Origin of the sequence: Commensalibacter sp. W6292M3 (assembly GCF_016101315.1) — a bacterium.
Lineage (GTDB): Bacteria > Pseudomonadota > Alphaproteobacteria > Acetobacterales > Acetobacteraceae > Commensalibacter > Commensalibacter melissae.
Genome location: NZ_JACFQT010000003.1, coordinates 49356 through 66929, shown reverse-complemented (window position 1 = coordinate 66929; position 17574 = coordinate 49356). Strand labels below are relative to the sequence as shown.

Annotated in this window: 15 protein-coding genes; 4 read left to right on the top strand and 11 right to left on the bottom strand. The window is 36.3% G+C overall.

Annotation, left to right across the window (positions count from 1 at the left end):
* Positions 1-361 precede the first annotated feature (361 nt).
* The 3 genes from H3T57_RS07450 to H3T57_RS07440 form a co-directional block, all read right to left on the bottom strand.
* On the bottom strand, positions 362-685 hold the full coding sequence (locus tag H3T57_RS07450; RefSeq protein WP_110439434.1) for a YnfA family protein: 324 nt from the start codon (positions 683-685) through the stop codon (positions 362-364).
* Between the two features lie 9 nt (positions 686-694).
* On the bottom strand, positions 695-1207 hold the full coding sequence (locus H3T57_RS07445; RefSeq protein ID WP_155567707.1) for a GNAT family N-acetyltransferase: 513 nt from the start codon (positions 1205-1207) through the stop codon (positions 695-697).
* 169 nt (positions 1208-1376) lie between these two features.
* Positions 1377-3002, bottom strand: coding sequence for an NAD(P)/FAD-dependent oxidoreductase (locus tag H3T57_RS07440; protein WP_198193765.1), 1626 nt, complete (start codon positions 3000-3002; stop codon positions 1377-1379).
* Positions 3003-5420: 2418 nt separating this feature from the next.
* Between H3T57_RS07440 and H3T57_RS07435 the strand changes: the two genes are divergently transcribed.
* The 3 genes from H3T57_RS07435 to H3T57_RS07425 all read left to right on the top strand — a co-directional run bounded on the left by H3T57_RS07435 (position 5421) and on the right by H3T57_RS07425 (position 7677).
* The gene (locus H3T57_RS07435; RefSeq protein ID WP_198193763.1) at positions 5421-5606 is read left to right on the top strand and encodes a hypothetical protein; all 186 of its coding nucleotides are present in this window, start codon (positions 5421-5423) and stop codon (positions 5604-5606) included.
* A 196-nt stretch (positions 5607-5802) separates the two neighbouring features.
* Positions 5803-6783 (top strand): cation diffusion facilitator family transporter, encoded by a 981-nt coding sequence (locus tag H3T57_RS07430; protein WP_230873390.1) that lies wholly within the window; start codon positions 5803-5805, stop codon positions 6781-6783.
* Positions 6784-6804: 21 nt separating this feature from the next.
* Positions 6805-7677 (top strand): cation diffusion facilitator family transporter, encoded by an 873-nt coding sequence (locus H3T57_RS07425; protein ID WP_155566390.1) that lies wholly within the window; start codon positions 6805-6807, stop codon positions 7675-7677.
* A gap of 102 nt (positions 7678-7779) precedes the next feature.
* Here H3T57_RS07425 and H3T57_RS07420 read toward each other — a convergent pair whose 3' ends face one another.
* From H3T57_RS07420 to H3T57_RS07385, 8 genes are all read right to left on the bottom strand, one after another.
* Positions 7780-8844, bottom strand: coding sequence for a WD40 repeat domain-containing protein (locus H3T57_RS07420; RefSeq protein WP_198193761.1), 1065 nt, complete (start codon positions 8842-8844; stop codon positions 7780-7782).
* A 25-nt stretch (positions 8845-8869) separates the two neighbouring features.
* Complete coding sequence (locus H3T57_RS07415; RefSeq protein ID WP_198193759.1) at positions 8870-9934, bottom strand: GTP-binding protein; 1065 nt, start codon at positions 9932-9934, stop codon at positions 8870-8872.
* A complete protein-coding gene (locus tag H3T57_RS07410) occupies positions 9918-11243 on the bottom strand; it encodes an O-antigen ligase (RefSeq protein WP_198193756.1) in 1326 nt (441 codons plus the stop codon). The genes H3T57_RS07415 and H3T57_RS07410 overlap by 17 nt, the downstream gene beginning before the upstream one ends.
* 315 nt (positions 11244-11558) lie before the next feature.
* Positions 11559-12575, bottom strand: a complete 1017-nt coding sequence (locus H3T57_RS07405; protein ID WP_155566386.1) for an ABC transporter substrate-binding protein — start codon at positions 12573-12575, stop codon at positions 11559-11561.
* A 118-nt stretch (positions 12576-12693) separates the two neighbouring features.
* Positions 12694-13755, bottom strand: coding sequence for a tRNA 2-thiouridine(34) synthase MnmA (gene mnmA, locus H3T57_RS07400; RefSeq protein ID WP_155568874.1), 1062 nt, complete (start codon positions 13753-13755; stop codon positions 12694-12696).
* A gap of 4 nt (positions 13756-13759) precedes the next feature.
* Positions 13760-14074 carry a ferredoxin family 2Fe-2S iron-sulfur cluster binding protein gene (locus H3T57_RS07395; protein WP_110439424.1) on the bottom strand — a complete coding sequence of 105 codons (315 nt, stop codon included), beginning with the start codon at positions 14072-14074 and terminating at the stop codon, positions 13760-13762.
* 47 nt (positions 14075-14121) lie between these two features.
* The gene (locus H3T57_RS07390) at positions 14122-15273 is read right to left on the bottom strand and encodes a cysteine desulfurase family protein (protein WP_370552883.1); all 1152 of its coding nucleotides are present in this window, start codon (positions 15271-15273) and stop codon (positions 14122-14124) included.
* Between the two features lie 46 nt (positions 15274-15319).
* Entirely contained in the window at positions 15320-16441 is a 1122-nt protein-coding gene (locus tag H3T57_RS07385; RefSeq protein ID WP_110439422.1) for a cysteine desulfurase family protein, read from the bottom strand.
* A gap of 383 nt (positions 16442-16824) precedes the next feature.
* On the opposite strand from H3T57_RS07385, the gene H3T57_RS07380 reads away from it, so the two are divergent.
* Positions 16825-17481, top strand: a complete 657-nt coding sequence (locus H3T57_RS07380) for an alpha/beta hydrolase (protein WP_110439421.1) — start codon at positions 16825-16827, stop codon at positions 17479-17481.
* The last annotated feature ends 93 nt before the right edge of the window (positions 17482-17574 follow it).

The window sequence follows — 17574 nt, the reverse complement described above, 5'->3', positions numbered from 1 at the left end:
AACCTTTGTTTTCCAAGCATTATCTCTTTTATTTTACTATCTTTTATAGGAAAATCGTGGGTATCAATATTGACGCAACCGGTCATAAATTGTATAAAAGTCATGTGATTTCATATATTAGCTCATAGTAGTTGGTATTTCATTGTTTGAGTTCAAATTTATAGGCTGATTTTTTCATCGAGAAATTTCTTATAACTGAATTCATTAATAACCTTTTGTGAAATATCTTTTATTACGTTGATATTTATTTTAAGCACTTTTTTACCCAGGCATTTTATTATTATTTGCCTGGGATTTTTTTAAGTTTAGATATTCAACCCGCTTTGTCCCAAAACCACATTCCATTGATCTCTGCGATTGATCACCCCCTGGGCATGAACAAGATAATGGATACTCCAGCCAAACAAATCAGCATTCCCAGAATATCCCACCGATCCGGTCGTGTATTTTCAACAATCCATAACCAGAACAGGGAACATAAAATATAAATTCCACCATATACAGCATAGGCACGCCCCGCCAGATCAACCTCCACCAACGTCAGCATCAGGGCAAAAAATGCCAAACTGGCCATTCCGGGTACGAGCCACAAGGGCGACTTCCCCAACCGTGCCCATACCCAAAAAGAAAAGCAACCGGCAATCTCGGCAAAGGCCGCAATACAATAAAAAAACAGGGATTTCATAAAATTATCCTACTCCTGAGGAATGCCAATCAGAAGTTTTTCCATATAAACTGCATCCTGACCATAGGTCATCAATTTACTCTGCAACTTTTCGGGGGGAACAATTGCCTCAAATCCCTGTTTCTGCCAAAAACGGAAGGAATCCTGAATGGAAACAAGGGATGCATGACGGAATTTTTTCTTATGAGCAATATTCATGAATTGCCGCACCAAAATACATCCAACTCCCAGCCCTCTTGATTCTGGATGAACGGCCAAATCATGCAGATAAAGGCAATCCGCCCCTCCTGCCAAATCGCAAACTTCGCTATCCAGGGCGGGAGCTTCACCCGACATGACGGGAATGGCCAGCAAATACCCCCTGACCATATCTCGCTCTTTCACCACAAAACAGGTATCAGGACTGGCAATGATTTTTGAAGCCATAGAAAGCCGTGATTCAGGCTCAATCGCATAATAACATAACATTTGAATGGCCATTATCTGATCAAGATCAGCCAATTGAGCGGCATGAATTTTCATTATGCAGATTTCTTTCCTTTATTGTCTTATCATTTCCATCGTCCGACTTTAACCCAATATTCAAAAATCATCAAAGTGAACATTGAAACATTAATTATGAAGGTTGCAAAGATGAATCCGGATCACATCCCAAACCAACAGTTTGTCTGTAGGGATGTAATCCCCGAATCTACTGATGATTGTCGTGGATATTCTGGGCAACTTTTTCGGCAATCTTTATCCCGTCAATGGCCGCAGACATGATACCGCCCGCATATCCAGCCCCCTCTCCCGCAGGATAAAGTCCGGAAGTATTGACACTTTGCCCATCATCCATTCTTGGAATACGAACTGGCGAGGATGTTCGCGTTTCCACACCGGTCATTACAGCATCAGCAAAATTGAATCCGGACAATTTACGATTAAATGCAGGTAATGCCTCCCGTATTCCATTGATAACAAATGAAGGCAATATCTCCGCAAGATCATCGGGTTCCACCCCCGGTTTATAAGAGGGAACAACCGAACCCAATGTCCGGGTTGCCCTTCCAAGCAAAAAATCCTCCACCCGCTGAACCGGTGCTTTGTAATTCGCACCCCCCAGCTGAAAAGCTTTCCGCTCCAGATCTCTCTGGAAGGCAATACCCGCCAGGGGATGGCCTGCATAATCCCGTTCCGGCTGAACACCCACCACGATTGCAGCATTGGCATTTCTTTCCGCCCTGGAATACTGGCTCATTCCGTTTGTAACTATTCCACCCTCTTCCGAGGCTGCCGCGATCACCGTCCCCCCCGGACACATACAAAAGGAATAAACCCCCCGCTTGTCTGCATCATGATGCACCAATTTATAATCGGCCGCCCCCAACAGCTGATGTCCCGCCTGTGAACCAAAACGGGCCTTATCAATCAGGGTTTGCGGATGCTCAATTCTGACACCAACAGAAAAAGGTTTTGCCTGAATCTCCACGCCATCCTCATAAAGGGCATGCATCATCTCCCGCGCACTGTGTCCAGTCGCAAGAATAATGTGATTTGTCTGTATTTCCTGCCCATCCACCAATTGAACCCCGACAATCTGGCGATTTTTATTCATCAAAATCTTTTGCACATAAGTATTAAACCGGTACTGACCACCAAAAGATTCTATTTCCTGACGAATTTTCTCAACCATACTGACCAACCGAAATGTACCAATATGGGGTTTGGATACGTAAAGAATTTCCTCTGGCGCACCTGCCCTGACAAATTCTGTCAAGACCTTGTGACCATAATGATACGGATCACTGATCTGCGTATGAAGTTTGCCATCGGAAAAGGTTCCCGCACCTCCCTCTCCATATTGGACATTGCTGTCAGGATTGAATTTTGACTGACGCCAAAATGCAAAAGTGTCGACTGTCCTTTCCCTGACCGGTTTCCCACGTTCAAGAATCAAAGGACGCAAGCCCATCTGTGCCAGTAACAATCCCGCCATAACCCCGCAAGGCCCCGCACCAATAACGACGGGACGAACATAGCTGGCCTGATTAGCAATTTTTTCACCAGTCTGCCGGGACATCACGAACTGATACCGAACCTCTGGTGTTTTTGATAAATTGCGATCCAGGGAATGATTGCGTAAAAATTCCTCTTCATTATCAATGGAACAGTCAATGGTATACACCAGTTGAATGTCCCCCCGTCGGCGTGCATCATATCCCCGCCTTATTACCTGATACTCGCTGGGAAATTGTTTTAGACGATTATACAAGGCCTGTTTCAAATCTGCTTCATCATGATCCAAGGGCAGTTTCACTTCTGTAACTCTAATCATCTTTAAAACCAGATTTTCTTTTCATCCTAATTGTTCTTATCCTCTTAAATCCCTGATTGCAGAATATCGCTGTTTATATCCTGAACAATCCCTAAAAGACAATCATTAAAATAGGATTCAAATACCCATATTCAATACAATTTCCACAGATTGACCAAAACAGGTAAATGTCCAATCAAAGACACAAAGTCCTCATCCACACTTTACATCAAACATTATGTCATATTGTATCGAAATATTAATGCTGGCCATCATATTAATCAATTATACATATCAATAATCTTGTCATATAAATAATGATTAATTGACTTATATTAAATTGTAATTAAGTCAATAGCTATATAAACACAATAAAAATTATAGTAGTGCATTAATTTTACAAATAATAAATCTTATTATCACTATATTTTAATTATAATTTTTCTATAAAATAGATAAATGAAAAAATAAAATTCTCATCTATTTGTAAAACAGACATCCATTTTATTTATGGAATAAAATTCGCAATATTTCTTGACTTTAATTGAGTATACATAATATGTAGTTATTGTTTTATGAAAATTAATCATGAAGTTTTTATAAAAATTACGTTATCATTCCAGTTATTTAAAATTTCTTATACATTTTTTTAATATAACCTAGCATAAATTCACTATCATCAAGTAACATATATGTAAAGAATAAATAATTATGCATATATATTAGAAAGAGATAAGATAAAACCAAAATCTCGAATCGAATATTATTTTACCAATTCTTTATGCAAAAATTACATTTCAATAAAGGAATAATAAACTTGGGAAAAACCAACTTTAAAAAACCTTGATTTTAATGAATATTGTTCAAATATAATATTTTATATATGAAATTGTTAATAACATTGAATAAATTTAATGATCTTATTTTTACATGGACAAAAAAAATAAGTTTCATAAATCCAATTTTCTTTGTATATTTGTAATCAGCATTCGACAGATAGTGTCGAAGCGGCCGGATCAGATGCTGCAACATACTGACCCGACCTAATCATAACAGAAGAGGAATTTCTGCAATGACTGTCTGTGACATTTATCATATTTTATATGATAAGACTATGGTTTTTATTACCATGTGGAAAAAAGTCAGCTTTATTTTGGTAATGATTACTTGTACAAAGAGTGGAAACATTTATCTGTTGAATGCTATTTGGCAGTTAATTCGTAAATGTAGTGATTTAACCATGATAATAAAATATAATATAAAACATTTATCTTTTAATTGATTCAACATAAATCTTCTATATAGTAGAATATTTTATTAGCTTCATTTTAAATATTTTATTTTGACTGTCCAGTTTTACATCTTAGTTTAAAAGGAGAATAGAAAAAATATTTTATATTAATCAATTATAATTTGCTTCTACATTTTTAGAAATAAGGAAGCCTGAAAAGTAACATTCTTTAATTTATTTTCATATTGTTTCGGTTTGTTTTTTCTAAACTTGCATATTATTAACGTTGTCGAAGTCTTTAATTTAGAAAAAACAAACCAAACTGTATTTTCTAAATCAAATTAATGAATTGGTAAATCATATAAGATCAGTGATTTTGTTATTTCTATAAAACTTTTCGTGAGCTCAATATTATAACATAAAGAATTTTATTTTATTTAATTATTCTCGCTAATATAAACCATTATTGGCACTAAAAAATTGATATACATGATTTATTCAATATAAAACTATTAAAAAAAGACTGAAAATAATTTATTTTCAGTCTTTAATAAAGTTAGTCTTTCAGGAAGTTTACAACATTTAAGGAGAGGTATCAAAAACTTAAACGATAAAACATCATATAATTTCAAAAGCAACCAATTACAAGTAACATTTTCTTAAGCTGGAACCATATCTTATATCTTTCTTTCAAAAACGTTAATAACATTATTCTAGATATACCTTCCCTCAATAATTATTTATAATTTTTATACTCTTTTTTTATTTGGCGCTTATAGTCTAATTTCTTTACCTACCCCTGCTTCCACTGATTTTCAGATATTTCCTATCCATTTGAAAATCACAAAAATAAATCCATACCTAAAAAATTATCTGATAGGATCGGGTCAAACTTGATGTTGAAAGGACTACAGGTTTACGAAATACAGAATATATAGCAATTACTGTTGTTAAAAACGGCAAAAATTTCCTGATGGTAACAGTTATATAATTCTACCAAAGAGAAAGATAATTTCTATCTATGAAAATATTGCAGCTATCAATCTTTCTTTGATATGAAAAACTAGCTGTGAGAAATATGATCGCAGTTTATAAACAACAATGTCGTATAACAAATAGCTTTTCCTAATCATAATGGTCAAATTTTTTAATGACAAGATTCCCAATACAGTTCCTTATGACCAACCTCACAAATAATAGCCCAGACCTTGATAACCGCTCATGGAAAAGATTTTGCCATTCAACAAATTTCTGATAATAATCGACTACCTGTTCACATCGAGGCGGGTGATTGCATTGTTCATTATTTTATAAATAATAGTGATAAGGAATACTATCATCGTGGTTACGTTAACGAAGAAGCACAAATTTTCTTAACATTCATTCCCGATTAATATTTGGATTTTTTTATAATAAACAAAACACAGTATTTACATATAAAACCAATTTAAAACTTGATTGTCAGATTTGATATGATTTAGATAAATTTTTAAAAATAAAATTAGGCTAATCAAATTAAATTTTTTATAATAAGCGTTTAACAATATGGTTAATCTTATTTTATAACTAAAAAATTATAGGGATTTAATCTTGAGCAATTTGGATCATTCCACGCATGACATGCATCAATTCAATCATTCCCACTTGCATGATCATGCACATGAACATATCCACGGTCATCACCATCATGTTCCACAATCTTTTGGCAAGGCCTTTGCTCTAGGAATTAGCCTTAACTTAATTTATATTTGTGCCGAAACCATATGGGGCATTTTTGCCAATTCCCTAGCCTTAATTGCTGATGCCGGTCATAATCTATCAGATGTTTTTGCCTTGGCCACCGCCTGGGGGGCATCATATTTAAGCAAAAAAAAACCCTCTCCCAATTTTACCTACGGATATCGTCGAACCTCTATCTTGGCTTCTTTAAGTAATGCAATTTTATTGCTTATTGTTACGGGAGGAATTATCTGGGAATCAATTGAACGCTTTTACAAACCTGCAACTGTTACAGGTAAAACAGTAATTTTAGTCGCCTTACTCGGTGTTGTTATAAATGGAATAACCGCATTGATGTTCCATTCCGGACAAAAAGAGGATCTTAATATTAAGGGTGCCTTTTTGCACATGGCCTATGACGCCCTTTTATCGTTGAGTGTTGCCGGGGCAGGGATTATTATTTTTTTCACCCATTGGAATATGCTTGATCCCATTACCAGCTTGATTGTCGCTGCAATAATTATTTGGGGAACTTGGTCTTTATTGAAAGATTCAGTTACACTTGCCATGGACGGTGTCCCAAGCAATGTTGACGCTTTCGCCGTGGAAACCTATTTACGCTCCCTTCCCAATATCATTGATTTACATGATCTACACATCTGGGCTTTAAGTACAACAGAAACCGCCCTAACTGTTCATTTGGTCAGTAATACCAATCAACATTCTGACCAGTTTCTGAATATGGTTGCACAACGCCTCAAGGAAAAATTTAGAATTAATCATTCAACTTTCCAGATCGAACAAAAAAATGAAGCCAGTTTTTGCAATCTGGCGGACATTAATACTGTTTAACCTTAAACTTATAATTACCTTATGATCTTTAAAATAATAAAGAATAAGAAAATCCTATTCAGTCTTGGGAGTTTTCTGGTTAGTCTTGTAGTTTTTTTTCTTAAATATCTGGCATGGAAAACAACACTCAGTGTTGCTTTTTATTCTGACATGCTTGAAACAACAATCAATGTGTTAGCCGCTATTTTTGAAATATTCGCAATCACCATTTCGACCCAACCAGCCGATAAAAACCATACTTATGGACACTATAAAGCCGAATATATTTCTGCCGCCGCCGAAGGTTTATTAGTAATAGTAACATCAATTTTAATTTTTTACGAAGCCTGGCAAGGATGGAAAAATCCCCAATTTCCCATGGCGCCTTTAAAAGGAATTATTCTAAATGGAACAGCTGGGCTTGTTAATCTATTCTGGGCAATAACACTTATTCGTGTAGGTAAAAAATATTTTTCTGCAGTCCTTATAGCAGGTGGACAGCATGTTCTTTCCGATGTATGGACAACTATCGGATTAATTGTAGGTTTTACACTTATTCCAATGTTTCAATGGGCTGCACTTGATGCCCTGATGGGCTTTTTCATTGCTATTAATATTTTACGTATAGGCTTTGGCATCATAAAAAATTCTATTAATGGCTTGATGGATAAAGCTCCTGACCCTCAAACCATTTCCAGTATTTATAAAATAATTCAGGCAAATGCCCCTGAAGCAAAAGAATTCCATATGGTCCGTTTTCGTCAGGTTGGCAATTTGATTTTTATTGATTTTCATTTGGTTGTGTCTGGAGACATGAGAGTGAAAGAAGCCCATAAGATATGTGATCGTATTGAACACGCTTTACAAAAAGTAATTGGAAATGTTTCAATAAACATTCATGTGGAACCAGAATAATTTTTTTAAATTCTGATCAACTACTTGTTCTGAAACATGATATCTCATCCATATAAATAAATCCTGGACAGAAAAAAGGATATGGCTGATTATTTTTTACAACTATTTTTTTTCAGATAAATCAATTAGAATAATATAGCCATCATCAGTGCCAATATTTAATAAACTGCCTTCTTTATTAAATTGTAAAGCCGTAATTTCTCCAATGGGTTTTTTAGATCCTAAATTTACCGGAACAACTTTCTCGTCGCTGATTCCGATTAATAATATACTACCATCCAAAAATCCAGCAGCAACCATATCATAGGTAGGATGACATGCCACTACCATACAACAACTTCCAGGAATACCAGGCAATTCCACAGGAGGTTTTCCCATTGGACCGCCTCCAAAAAACTGCCATAAAACCACCGGTTCAGCTCCACTGGTTGCCAACCATTTTCCATCAGATGAAAAATTTAGAGATTTTACTTTGGTTGGGTATCCACTCATTCGCATATTGTGTCCGTCTGAAATACGCCAACCATGTAAATCATGATCTTGCATTGATGTTACCAACGCCTCTTCTTTAGGATGTAAAGTGATCCCTGTATGACTACCTTTCCATGTAAAATCCTTAATTTTTACAGGATTTTTATAATCAGCAGACCATAAAGTGGCACCATTATAATAAGAACTGGCTATTTTTGCACCATCCAAACTGAAAACCAAATCACTAACTCCAGAAGAATGTTCAAAAATTCTATATGGCTCTGTAAAATTATCTTTATATAAATGAATTTCTTTTCCTGTAATAAAAGCGATTTTATTTTGTTTCCTTTCCTTATCAGTCCAAGAAACGATTTTATCAATCCAACGTCTGGTTTTTAATAATTGTTGAGGTTCTTTCCCGGGAATGATTCTTATTAGTTTATTATCATCACCAGAAGTAACAAAACCTGAAAAGGTCAAATCTTGTGATAAAGATAAAATCCCTCCATCATGAGGTTGAACTTTATACCAATAATCTGGATCATTATTGTGAATCAAAGGAATAATCCACAAATCTCCATCTGCCGTTGCAAAAGCATTATACTGTTCATCCCAAGATGTAGCACAGGCGATAATCGTGCCTTCCACTTTTTTAAAAGAACCCCGACTTTCGATTAATTGTAACGGCTGATTCATTCCATACTTTCCAGTCACAGATTTGTTAATCTATACATTTAAAAAATCCCTCACGTAGAGATTTTTCATCTAAATTCCGGCCAATAAAAACCAATCTGGAACAGCGATCCTCATTTGTCTTCCAAGAACGGATGAAATTTCCCTCTGCCATCATATGAACAGCTTGAAATGCAAAACATCGATCGTCATGCTTAAAATTCATAATTCCTTTGATTCTCAATATATCCTTTCCAAATTTCTGAAGAACCATGGACATCCATAAATTAAAACGTTTTCCATCTAATGGTTTATCTTCCATAAGTGAAATACTCGTCACACCATCACCATGAGAATGTTGTACATGGTCATGGTCATGGTCATGGTCATGGTCATGGTCATGGTCATGGTCATGGTCATGGTCATGGTCATGGTCATGGTCATGGTCATGGGATGATAAGAATTTGGGTTCTAACGTCAAGGCTCTATTTAAATCAAACCCCCCAAGATCCAGAATTTTCATAAGGGAAATATTCCCTTTTTCCATTTCATATAAAGCAACCATCGGATTGATTGTACGAATTCTTTTTTTTATAGCAATTAATGATCCCCTATCAACCAGATCAACTTTATTCAACAAGATTACATCCGCAAAAGCAATTTGATTAACTGCCTCCTTACTTTCATCCAATGTCTTCATCACATGAAACGCATCAATTACGGCAATCACCGCGTCAAGACGAGTTTTGTTACGAATATCCTCATCAACAAAAAAAGTCTGTGCTACGGGCGCAGGATCAGCTAACCCTGTGGTTTCAATAATTATTCCATCGAAACTTCTTTGTCTTTGAATAAGCTTGTTGAGAATACGAACCAAATCGCCTCGAATTGTACAACAGACACATCCGTTGCTCATCTCAAATATTTCTTCATCCGCATCGACTATTAAATCATTATCAATACCTAATTCACCATATTCATTAACAATAACGGCATATTTTTTATCTTGCTGTTCCGTTAGAATACGGTTTAGTAAAGTTGTCTTTCCCGCTCCTAAATAACCCGTCAGAACAGTTACAGGTATTTTATTTTTTTCTTTATGATCCAATTCCATTATAAACCTTCAATGCTGCCTTATGATTACCATAATCCCAACTATAAGATAAACCTAGTCCCAATAGTAGAAAAAACCATCCTCCCAAGGGTAAATTTCCGAAACTTCCTCCAGCCGCAAATGGCCATTCGTGAACTAAAACCGCAGCAAATAATCCAACACGCCAGGAATTTTTAACCGCATCTTTCAATGATAGCAATTTGGACGTTAATCCCTTTACCAAATTAACCCACCATAAAAATACCATGTAACAAAACAAGATTAATCCGGGAATTCCTGCATTTACAAACATTTCAATATAATGATTATGAGGATGGGGCAAACAAATCTCTGCCCCTTTCCCATCCCCATGTCCAATTGCAATTCCCCAAAAGGATAATCCATGAAAATAAATCGGATTGGCACAAAAATGACGATAGGCATCATATCCCAAACCCGTCCAGGGATTTGACAATCCCATAATCATCGCCCGTGTATAGATCAATCCATAATTATCAGAGGAAAAATGTGCCATTTGATGGATAAATAAAGTCACCAAATGATGATAGCTCTTAGGCGATAAAAATGATGTTGCACCCAGTATCAATGGAATACAAATTAACATTGACAAAACGATTGTCCGTAAGGGACGTAACCAATACAAGGATACAAATATTCCGAAAACAAAAAGAATAAATGGCATTCTTTGACCGGCAAAAGCCATCATCAGTATAGCAAATAAGATAATGAATAAAGCGACCAGATCTCCCCGCCATCCTTTTAAACGACAAATGCAATAAATACTCAAACTTAAAGTAATTGGCAACAGTAACCTGGCCAATGGTCCTGCCGCTCTAGGATGATGATATGGACCTGTCAGTGTACCGTCGAAATAACGTGGCGCTCCTACAATATTATATCCTGTAATAAGCTGGCATAGCATATTCAAAATAATATAAGTCGCACAGGCAATCAAAACATAAGATAGCCATCGCCTGTATTTCTCATCAGTTAAAACCCAGACCTGAAGTGCCGCAGCAAAAAAAATAAAACGAATTAACACTAAAGCCTGGATCATCATTATGTTATATTGAAACAATCCAAAGGGAATAGTACACAATAAAATCCACCCCCACCAGAGAAATGCAATAATCACCCAGTTTTGTTTTCCCCAGTCCCATTGTTTGTTGATAAAAGAGTAAATTACAAAACATATTGCTATATAACTGATTAACCCATCCGCTATACCCCGTAAGTGCGTTAAAAAAACAGGCAAAATTAAAACAGCGAACAGTGTCGACTTATTAAGAAACTTACGGACAGATTCCATAACCCAAAGGCTCTCCGGTTTAAGAACAGGAATTAATTAGAAAACATTACGCAATGAAATAACAGTCTGGAAATCACAACGTAAATCAAATACATCAATAATAAAAGATTTCATATTATTTAAAACATTAAATCTCAACATATTCTTTTTTAAACATGAAATTCAAATTAGTAATCTATTAATTTTATTCAGATAAAAAACAAAAATAAGATAATTATTATTAAAATATTACACTTGGAACAGTTAATAAATTTTTAATCCTACATTAATTTCTTTATATTTTTCAATTTAATGTAAAAAAAAATATAAAATCAATTAATTATTTTTGTTATTTTTTATAAAACTGTCATAAACATAAATCAGGTAATCAGGTAAAATATCAGGCATAATTTTCTGAGCCTTCATAAACAAACCTATTTCATCAAACTCCTTCGACAAATAACGTGATAATATTAAAGATTGCTGAGTTTTATCAAGATAAGTCTGCTGTTTTAACAAGCTGCAAACTACTTCCGGTGATTTATCTAATAATTGGGCAAGCTGGCCAACCTCCGGAGACTGAGGAGTGAAATAGGCTATATTTCGCCTATTATCATCGATATTTTTCAATATTTTTTTTACAAAACTTTCCATCCAAAAAGGTTGATCTGAAATAATCTCATCCATCACAACCCATACCTGATATGTTGGATACCCCCATTTTGCCAACTGTGATGAATCTACCAATACATGTCCATCCTTGACGAACGGTAAAACTGTAGTTCCGTCAGCGTAGGCCCCATCAATTTCATTTTTCTGCCAAGCTTGTGTAATTTCATTATAATTCATATTTACTAGATGAATTTTTTCAACAGGAATATCATTATGCTGCAAATAACGTAACAGACTATAATAACTGCTTGTCATGAAAGGTACCGCAATATTTTTACCAACCAGATCTTGAGGAGTATCTATATGTTTCTGGCTTTTTACGATTAAGGCGCTTTCTTTACCATATTGCCGATCAATTGCGATTACACGTCCCTGCAAACCAACCGTTATAACTGACAGAAAAGTAACCATATCTACTGGAACGGCATCAACCTGACCAATAGACAAATTATGCAAGGCTTTAAAATCATCGTCATATTTTTTCCAGGCTATTGTTTCCCTGGCAACTTTTTGATGTTTTTTATCCAATTGAATAAAATTGGCGATATCGGCTTGATTTTTCCATCCAATTCGAAATTCCGCATTAGCACTTCGTAAGTTGAAAAAACATATCAAAGCAAAAATTGCTATCAGCCATACAATCAAAGAAAATCGTTTGGAACCTACATAAAAACAGTGCATCAACGGAAAATCTCGCTACGTTAAATAATTTATTAACTTACTAAAATAATATCTGATTTAATAACTGAAATTCACTTTAAAAGTAAAGTTTAACCTAAAGTAATATCAAATTAAATTTTTACAGAATAAATCCACCTCCTAAAACACGTGTCCCTTGATAAAAAACACATGCCTGACCAGGTGCTGGGTTAGCGGCCGTTTCCAATTCTACTCTTACCCTATCCTTTTTTTCAATTATAACTTTAGCAGGTCGTTCATGATCCCGCGCACGAATCTGAACATTACAATATAAAAATTCAGTAGGCACAGGAATAAGCCAGTTCAAATCGCGTAAATAAAATGTTTGACAAATATTGTTTTGTTTTGGACCAATAACGATTCTTCTTTTTTCGGATTCAATTCGTAACACCATTTGTCGCTGCCCATCCCGCATGGCAAGATTACCCAACCGTTTTGTTTGACCAATGGTATATTTAGCAATACCTTCATGATGACCAATCACAACGCCCTGCTCGTCAACTATCTCGCCTGGCATAACACCTTCTGGCGCCAATTTCTCAACAATTTTTATATAAGAATTATCTGTAACGAAACATATGTCCTGGCTATCCGACTTCTGAGCAACAGCCAAATGAAAACGTTCGGCTTCTTCCCGAACTTTATCTTTATTTGGCATGTCCCCTAAAGGAAAACGCAAATATTCAAGCTGTTCAAGTGTGGTGGCGAATAAAAACCATGATTGGTCTCGACTTAAATCAACTGGACGATGCAACTCTGGACCATTTTTTCCCACAATTCGACGCACATAATGACCTGTTGCCATCGCTTCTGCCCCAAGCTCTCGCGCCATTGTCAATAAATCCGTAAATTTGACTCCCTGATTACAGGCAATACATGGAACAGGCGTTTCTCCCTTTTGGTAAGATTGTGCGAAACGTTCAATTACCGTTGTTTGAAAACGGTCTTCCGCATCGATAACGTAATGCGGGATACCCAGCTTTTCTGATACCCTACGTGCATCCCTGATGTCCTGACCTGCACAACAGGCACCTTTTTTAACCACACCTCGCGCATCATAAAGCTGCAAGGTGGCACCAAAAACCTCATGTCCTTGTTCTTTTAGAAGAGCAGCCGTAACGGAACTGTCCACTCCGCCCGACATTGCAATCATAATACGCATTGGTTCAGGATAACTTTGGCAAGCGAACAACTAAGCCATCCAATTCTTCTGTCATAATAATCTGACAACCCAATCGAGAGGTTCTTTCCAACCCAAAAGCCATATCCAGCATCTCCTCCTCCTCTTCTGCGGCGGGCTTTAATTTATCCCACCATGATTCATCAACAATTACATGACAGGTCGCACAAGCCAATGATCCCTCACAAGCACCTTCAAGATCAATTCCATGCTTATGCGCTATTTCCAATACTGAAAGCCCTACAGGAGCATCCACCTCACGACGTGTTCCATCTTGTTCAATAAAAACTATATGTGGCATTTTATAGAATTCCTTATTTAAAAACCAATTAATATTCTGATTTTAACTCATGTCCCTTTTCTTACATCATACCATGCTGAATAAAGGTCATGAACGGTTTCAACGACTTCTTGTTTTGTTGTCATCCGACCAAAAGAAAAACGGATACTAGATAAAACTTCTTGTTCTGACAATCCCATGGATTGTAAAACATAGGATGGCATAGAAACATGATTGCATGCTGAACCTGTTGATAAACATAAATGAGGAATTCTTGCCAAAAGATCAAGGGCCTTAACCTCTGGAAATTGTAGATTAACACAATTTGACAAGGCACATTCGATTGATCCATTAATTTTAATTTGTGGAATTCTTGCTTGCAATTCATTTATCAAAAAATGTTTATAAGACGCCAAACGCCTGATCTCTTCATTTCCCTCATTCTGAAATAGCGAAAATGCCTTACCCAAACCAACAATCAAGGGAACTGGCAAAGTTCCTGATCGAATTCCTCGTTCCTGATATCCTCCATAAAATAAAGGTTCCACCCTTACCCGAGGTTTACGTTTTACATATAAAATGCCAATTCCTTTGGGCCCATAAATTTTATGCCCGGAAATTGAGGCAAGATCAATTCCCCAGGAACGCAACTGGATTTTTTCAGATATTTTTCCACAAGCCTGAGACAAATCACAATGAAAAAGAGCGCCATATTCATGAGACAATGCCGACAAATAAGGAATGTTCTGTATAACTCCTGTTTCATTATTAGCGGCCATGACACTGACTAATATTGTTGGAACCTGCAATGCCGCTTTCAAACTATCAGGATCAATCAATCCATCGGATTGAACTGGCAAAATAAAAGGATCAGCACCAATAGACTGTAAATTCTGGACTGTTTCAAGAACAGATTTATGTTCAGTCGCAATCGTGATAATCCGTTTGGTCTTGGGATAATGATCAATTAGATAACGCACACTACCCTGCAAGGCAATATTATTGGATTCAGTCGCACCAGAGGTAAAAATAATTTCTTGAGAAGCCACCCCGAGCATTTCGGCAATGTCGGCACGAATCTTATCAATGGTTTTAGCAACATATTTACCCAATATATGCTCTGAATTGGCATTTGCAAAATTATGCACAAAATAGGGTAGCATCGCTTCAACAACACGTTCGTCACACGGTGTGGTCGATTGATAATCAAGGTAAATCACCTTTTCTTTTATCTTGTTTTTTCCTGAAAAATCCATTTTCTATAGATTATGAATCCTTTAACTTTTGAATCAACTGGCCATAAACATGAATAAAAGTTTCAACATCTTTTTGCTGGATATTCCATGGTAAAGATACACGGATCGTACAATCAGCCAATTCTTCCAATCCCATTGCTGATAAAACAGGTGAACGCGATAATTTTCCTGAAAAACATGCCGATCCCGTTGAGACACAAAAACCAGCCATATCCAAAGCCATAAATAATTTTTGCGCTGAAACTCCAGCATAAGCTATAGAGGATGTATTATCTAAACGTTCAGCTTCCTCGCCACAAATGACGGCTCCATATTTTTTCACTTCTTTTTCCAAATAATTACGTAATTTTAAAATATTGGAACGATCTTCTTTACAGGCCTCTTTTGCGGCAGTCATCAACCCTATAATTGCCGGAACAGCCAGAGTTCCTCCCCTTCTTCCCTGTTCCTGTCCTCCTCCACTAAAAAGAGGATTTATCTTTTTCGCATTTCTTTCATGACCAGCCAATAGCAATGCGCCTACCCCTTTTGGACCTCCCATTTTGTGAGCTGAAAGAATCAGGCTGTCCGCTCCGATATCTTCCAAATTGAACATTATACGTCCAGCAGCCTGAGCTGCGTCTACATGAAGAATTGCACCATAATCATGACAAATTTTTGCTGCCTGTTGAATGGGATGTAATACACCTGTCTCATTATTGGCCAGCATTAAACACACTAAGGGAGGTATTGACGTTTTTTTTAGTGCATCTTCTAAAAAGTTAAGATCGACAATGCCCTGCCGTGTTACAGGTAAAATTTTTTTTGAAAGGTCAATTTGCATGATTGCAGGATGTTCCGTAGCTCCCACCCAAAGAGGACGTTGTTGATTGCCTTCACCAATCTGACCATGCACAGCCAGTACATCTGCCTCTGTCCCACCAGAGGTAAAAATACAATTTTGAACGCTCCCCCCGAATAATTCGACCAAGGTTTCTCTTGCATCTTCCATTTGATTATAAATCTTGCGTCCCATTTGATGAACAGACGTTGGATTACCAGTCTGCTGCATGATATCCACCATTGCAGATATAACTGAAGAGCGCATGGGCTCACTGGCATTCGCATCTAGATATATAGATTGTCGTATCATTTCATTTATAATCCAATTTATTATATTAAACCATGAATTCCAAAAATAACCTGCATAATTTATTGCATTACAACAATAATTTAATTAAATCTGTATTTAATTTACAATATATAAATACAAATATGAACCCTGTTACCTTATAATAGAAATATTTTCACAGATTTACTGGTAAATAAGCAAAGATAAAGGATATGTTAACCTTGTCCGATCACCATATCGCTATTGATTTTTCATTTATATTTTATAGATAAGACAAAAACACTTTCACTTTATAAGAAATATCTTTATAGAGATAAACTGTTTTTATTGTTTTCCTACACTCACTTATATTATTGTTAAATCTTACATATTGTGCCAGTTTTAATAGATAAACGGATCGTTCTATGCCAGAGGTAATGTTTGCAGGCCCAGCAGGTCGTCTTGAAGGACGCTATCACCATTCCAGTCAACCTAACGCCCCCCTTGCCTTAATCCTACATCCCCATCCTCTGCAAGGTGGGACAATGAATAACCGAATTGCCTATACAATGTATTGTGCATTCCAAAAAATGAATTTTTCCGTACTACGTTATAATTCTCGTGGTGTTGGACGGTCTCAGGGACAATATGATGGTGGTATTGGTGAAATATCCGATGCGGCAGCGGCCCTGGACTGGTTACAGATGGCGAATACAAATTCCAGGGAATTATGGATCGCGGGGTATTCGTTTGGAGCCTTTATTGGAATGCAGCTCTTGATGCGTCGTCCTGAAATACAAGGATGGATCAGCATCGCGCCATTGGCAAACCACTATGATTTTAATTTTCTTGCACCTTGTCCATGCAGCGGTTTGATGATCGCAGGAGAATCCGACAGCATTGTCCCATTGCAGGAAATTGACAAACTTGTTGAAAAACTTAACACTCAAAAAGGCATCAAAGTTGCCTATAATACAATCCCTAATGCCGATCATATTTTTGCCGATCAAACTGAGCAGATCGAAAAAACAATTACCAATTACGTTAAGAAAATTTTAAAGAACAGATCTGATCAACCTTAGATTAACATTGTTCTTTTTATATCTCTTTAATTTTCCCGAATTAGATACATTTTATGTTAGGTAAAATATCTGAATTTTATTTTATCATAAAAT

Bases quoted from the DNA above. Each gene is read 5' to 3' on its own strand.
- H3T57_RS07450 (WP_110439434.1), bottom strand. From the start codon at position 685: ATGAAATCCCTGTTTTTTTATTGTATTGCGGCCTTTGCCGAGATTGCC.
- H3T57_RS07445 (WP_155567707.1), bottom strand. From the start codon at position 1,207: ATGAAAATTCATGCCGCTCAATTGGCTGATCTTGATCAGATAATGGCC.
- H3T57_RS07440 (WP_198193765.1), bottom strand. From the start codon at position 3,002: ATGATTAGAGTTACAGAAGTGAAACTGCCCTTGGATCATGATGAAGCA.
- H3T57_RS07425 (WP_155566390.1), top strand. From the start codon at position 6,805: ATGATCTTTAAAATAATAAAGAATAAGAAAATCCTATTCAGTCTTGGG.
- H3T57_RS07420 (WP_198193761.1), bottom strand. From the start codon at position 8,844: ATGAATCAGCCGTTACAATTAATCGAAAGTCGGGGTTCTTTTAAAAAA.
- H3T57_RS07415 (WP_198193759.1), bottom strand. From the start codon at position 9,934: ATGGAATTGGATCATAAAGAAAAAAATAAAATACCTGTAACTGTTCTG.
- H3T57_RS07410 (WP_198193756.1), bottom strand. From the start codon at position 11,243: ATGGAATCTGTCCGTAAGTTTCTTAATAAGTCGACACTGTTCGCTGTT.
- H3T57_RS07405 (WP_155566386.1), bottom strand. From the start codon at position 12,575: ATGCACTGTTTTTATGTAGGTTCCAAACGATTTTCTTTGATTGTATGG.
- mnmA (WP_155568874.1), bottom strand. From the start codon at position 13,755: ATGCGTATTATGATTGCAATGTCGGGCGGAGTGGACAGTTCCGTTACG.
- H3T57_RS07395 (WP_110439424.1), bottom strand. From the start codon at position 14,074: ATGCCACATATAGTTTTTATTGAACAAGATGGAACACGTCGTGAGGTG.
- H3T57_RS07385 (WP_110439422.1), bottom strand. From the start codon at position 16,441: ATGATACGACAATCTATATATCTAGATGCGAATGCCAGTGAGCCCATG.
- H3T57_RS07380 (WP_110439421.1), top strand. From the start codon at position 16,825: ATGCCAGAGGTAATGTTTGCAGGCCCAGCAGGTCGTCTTGAAGGACGC.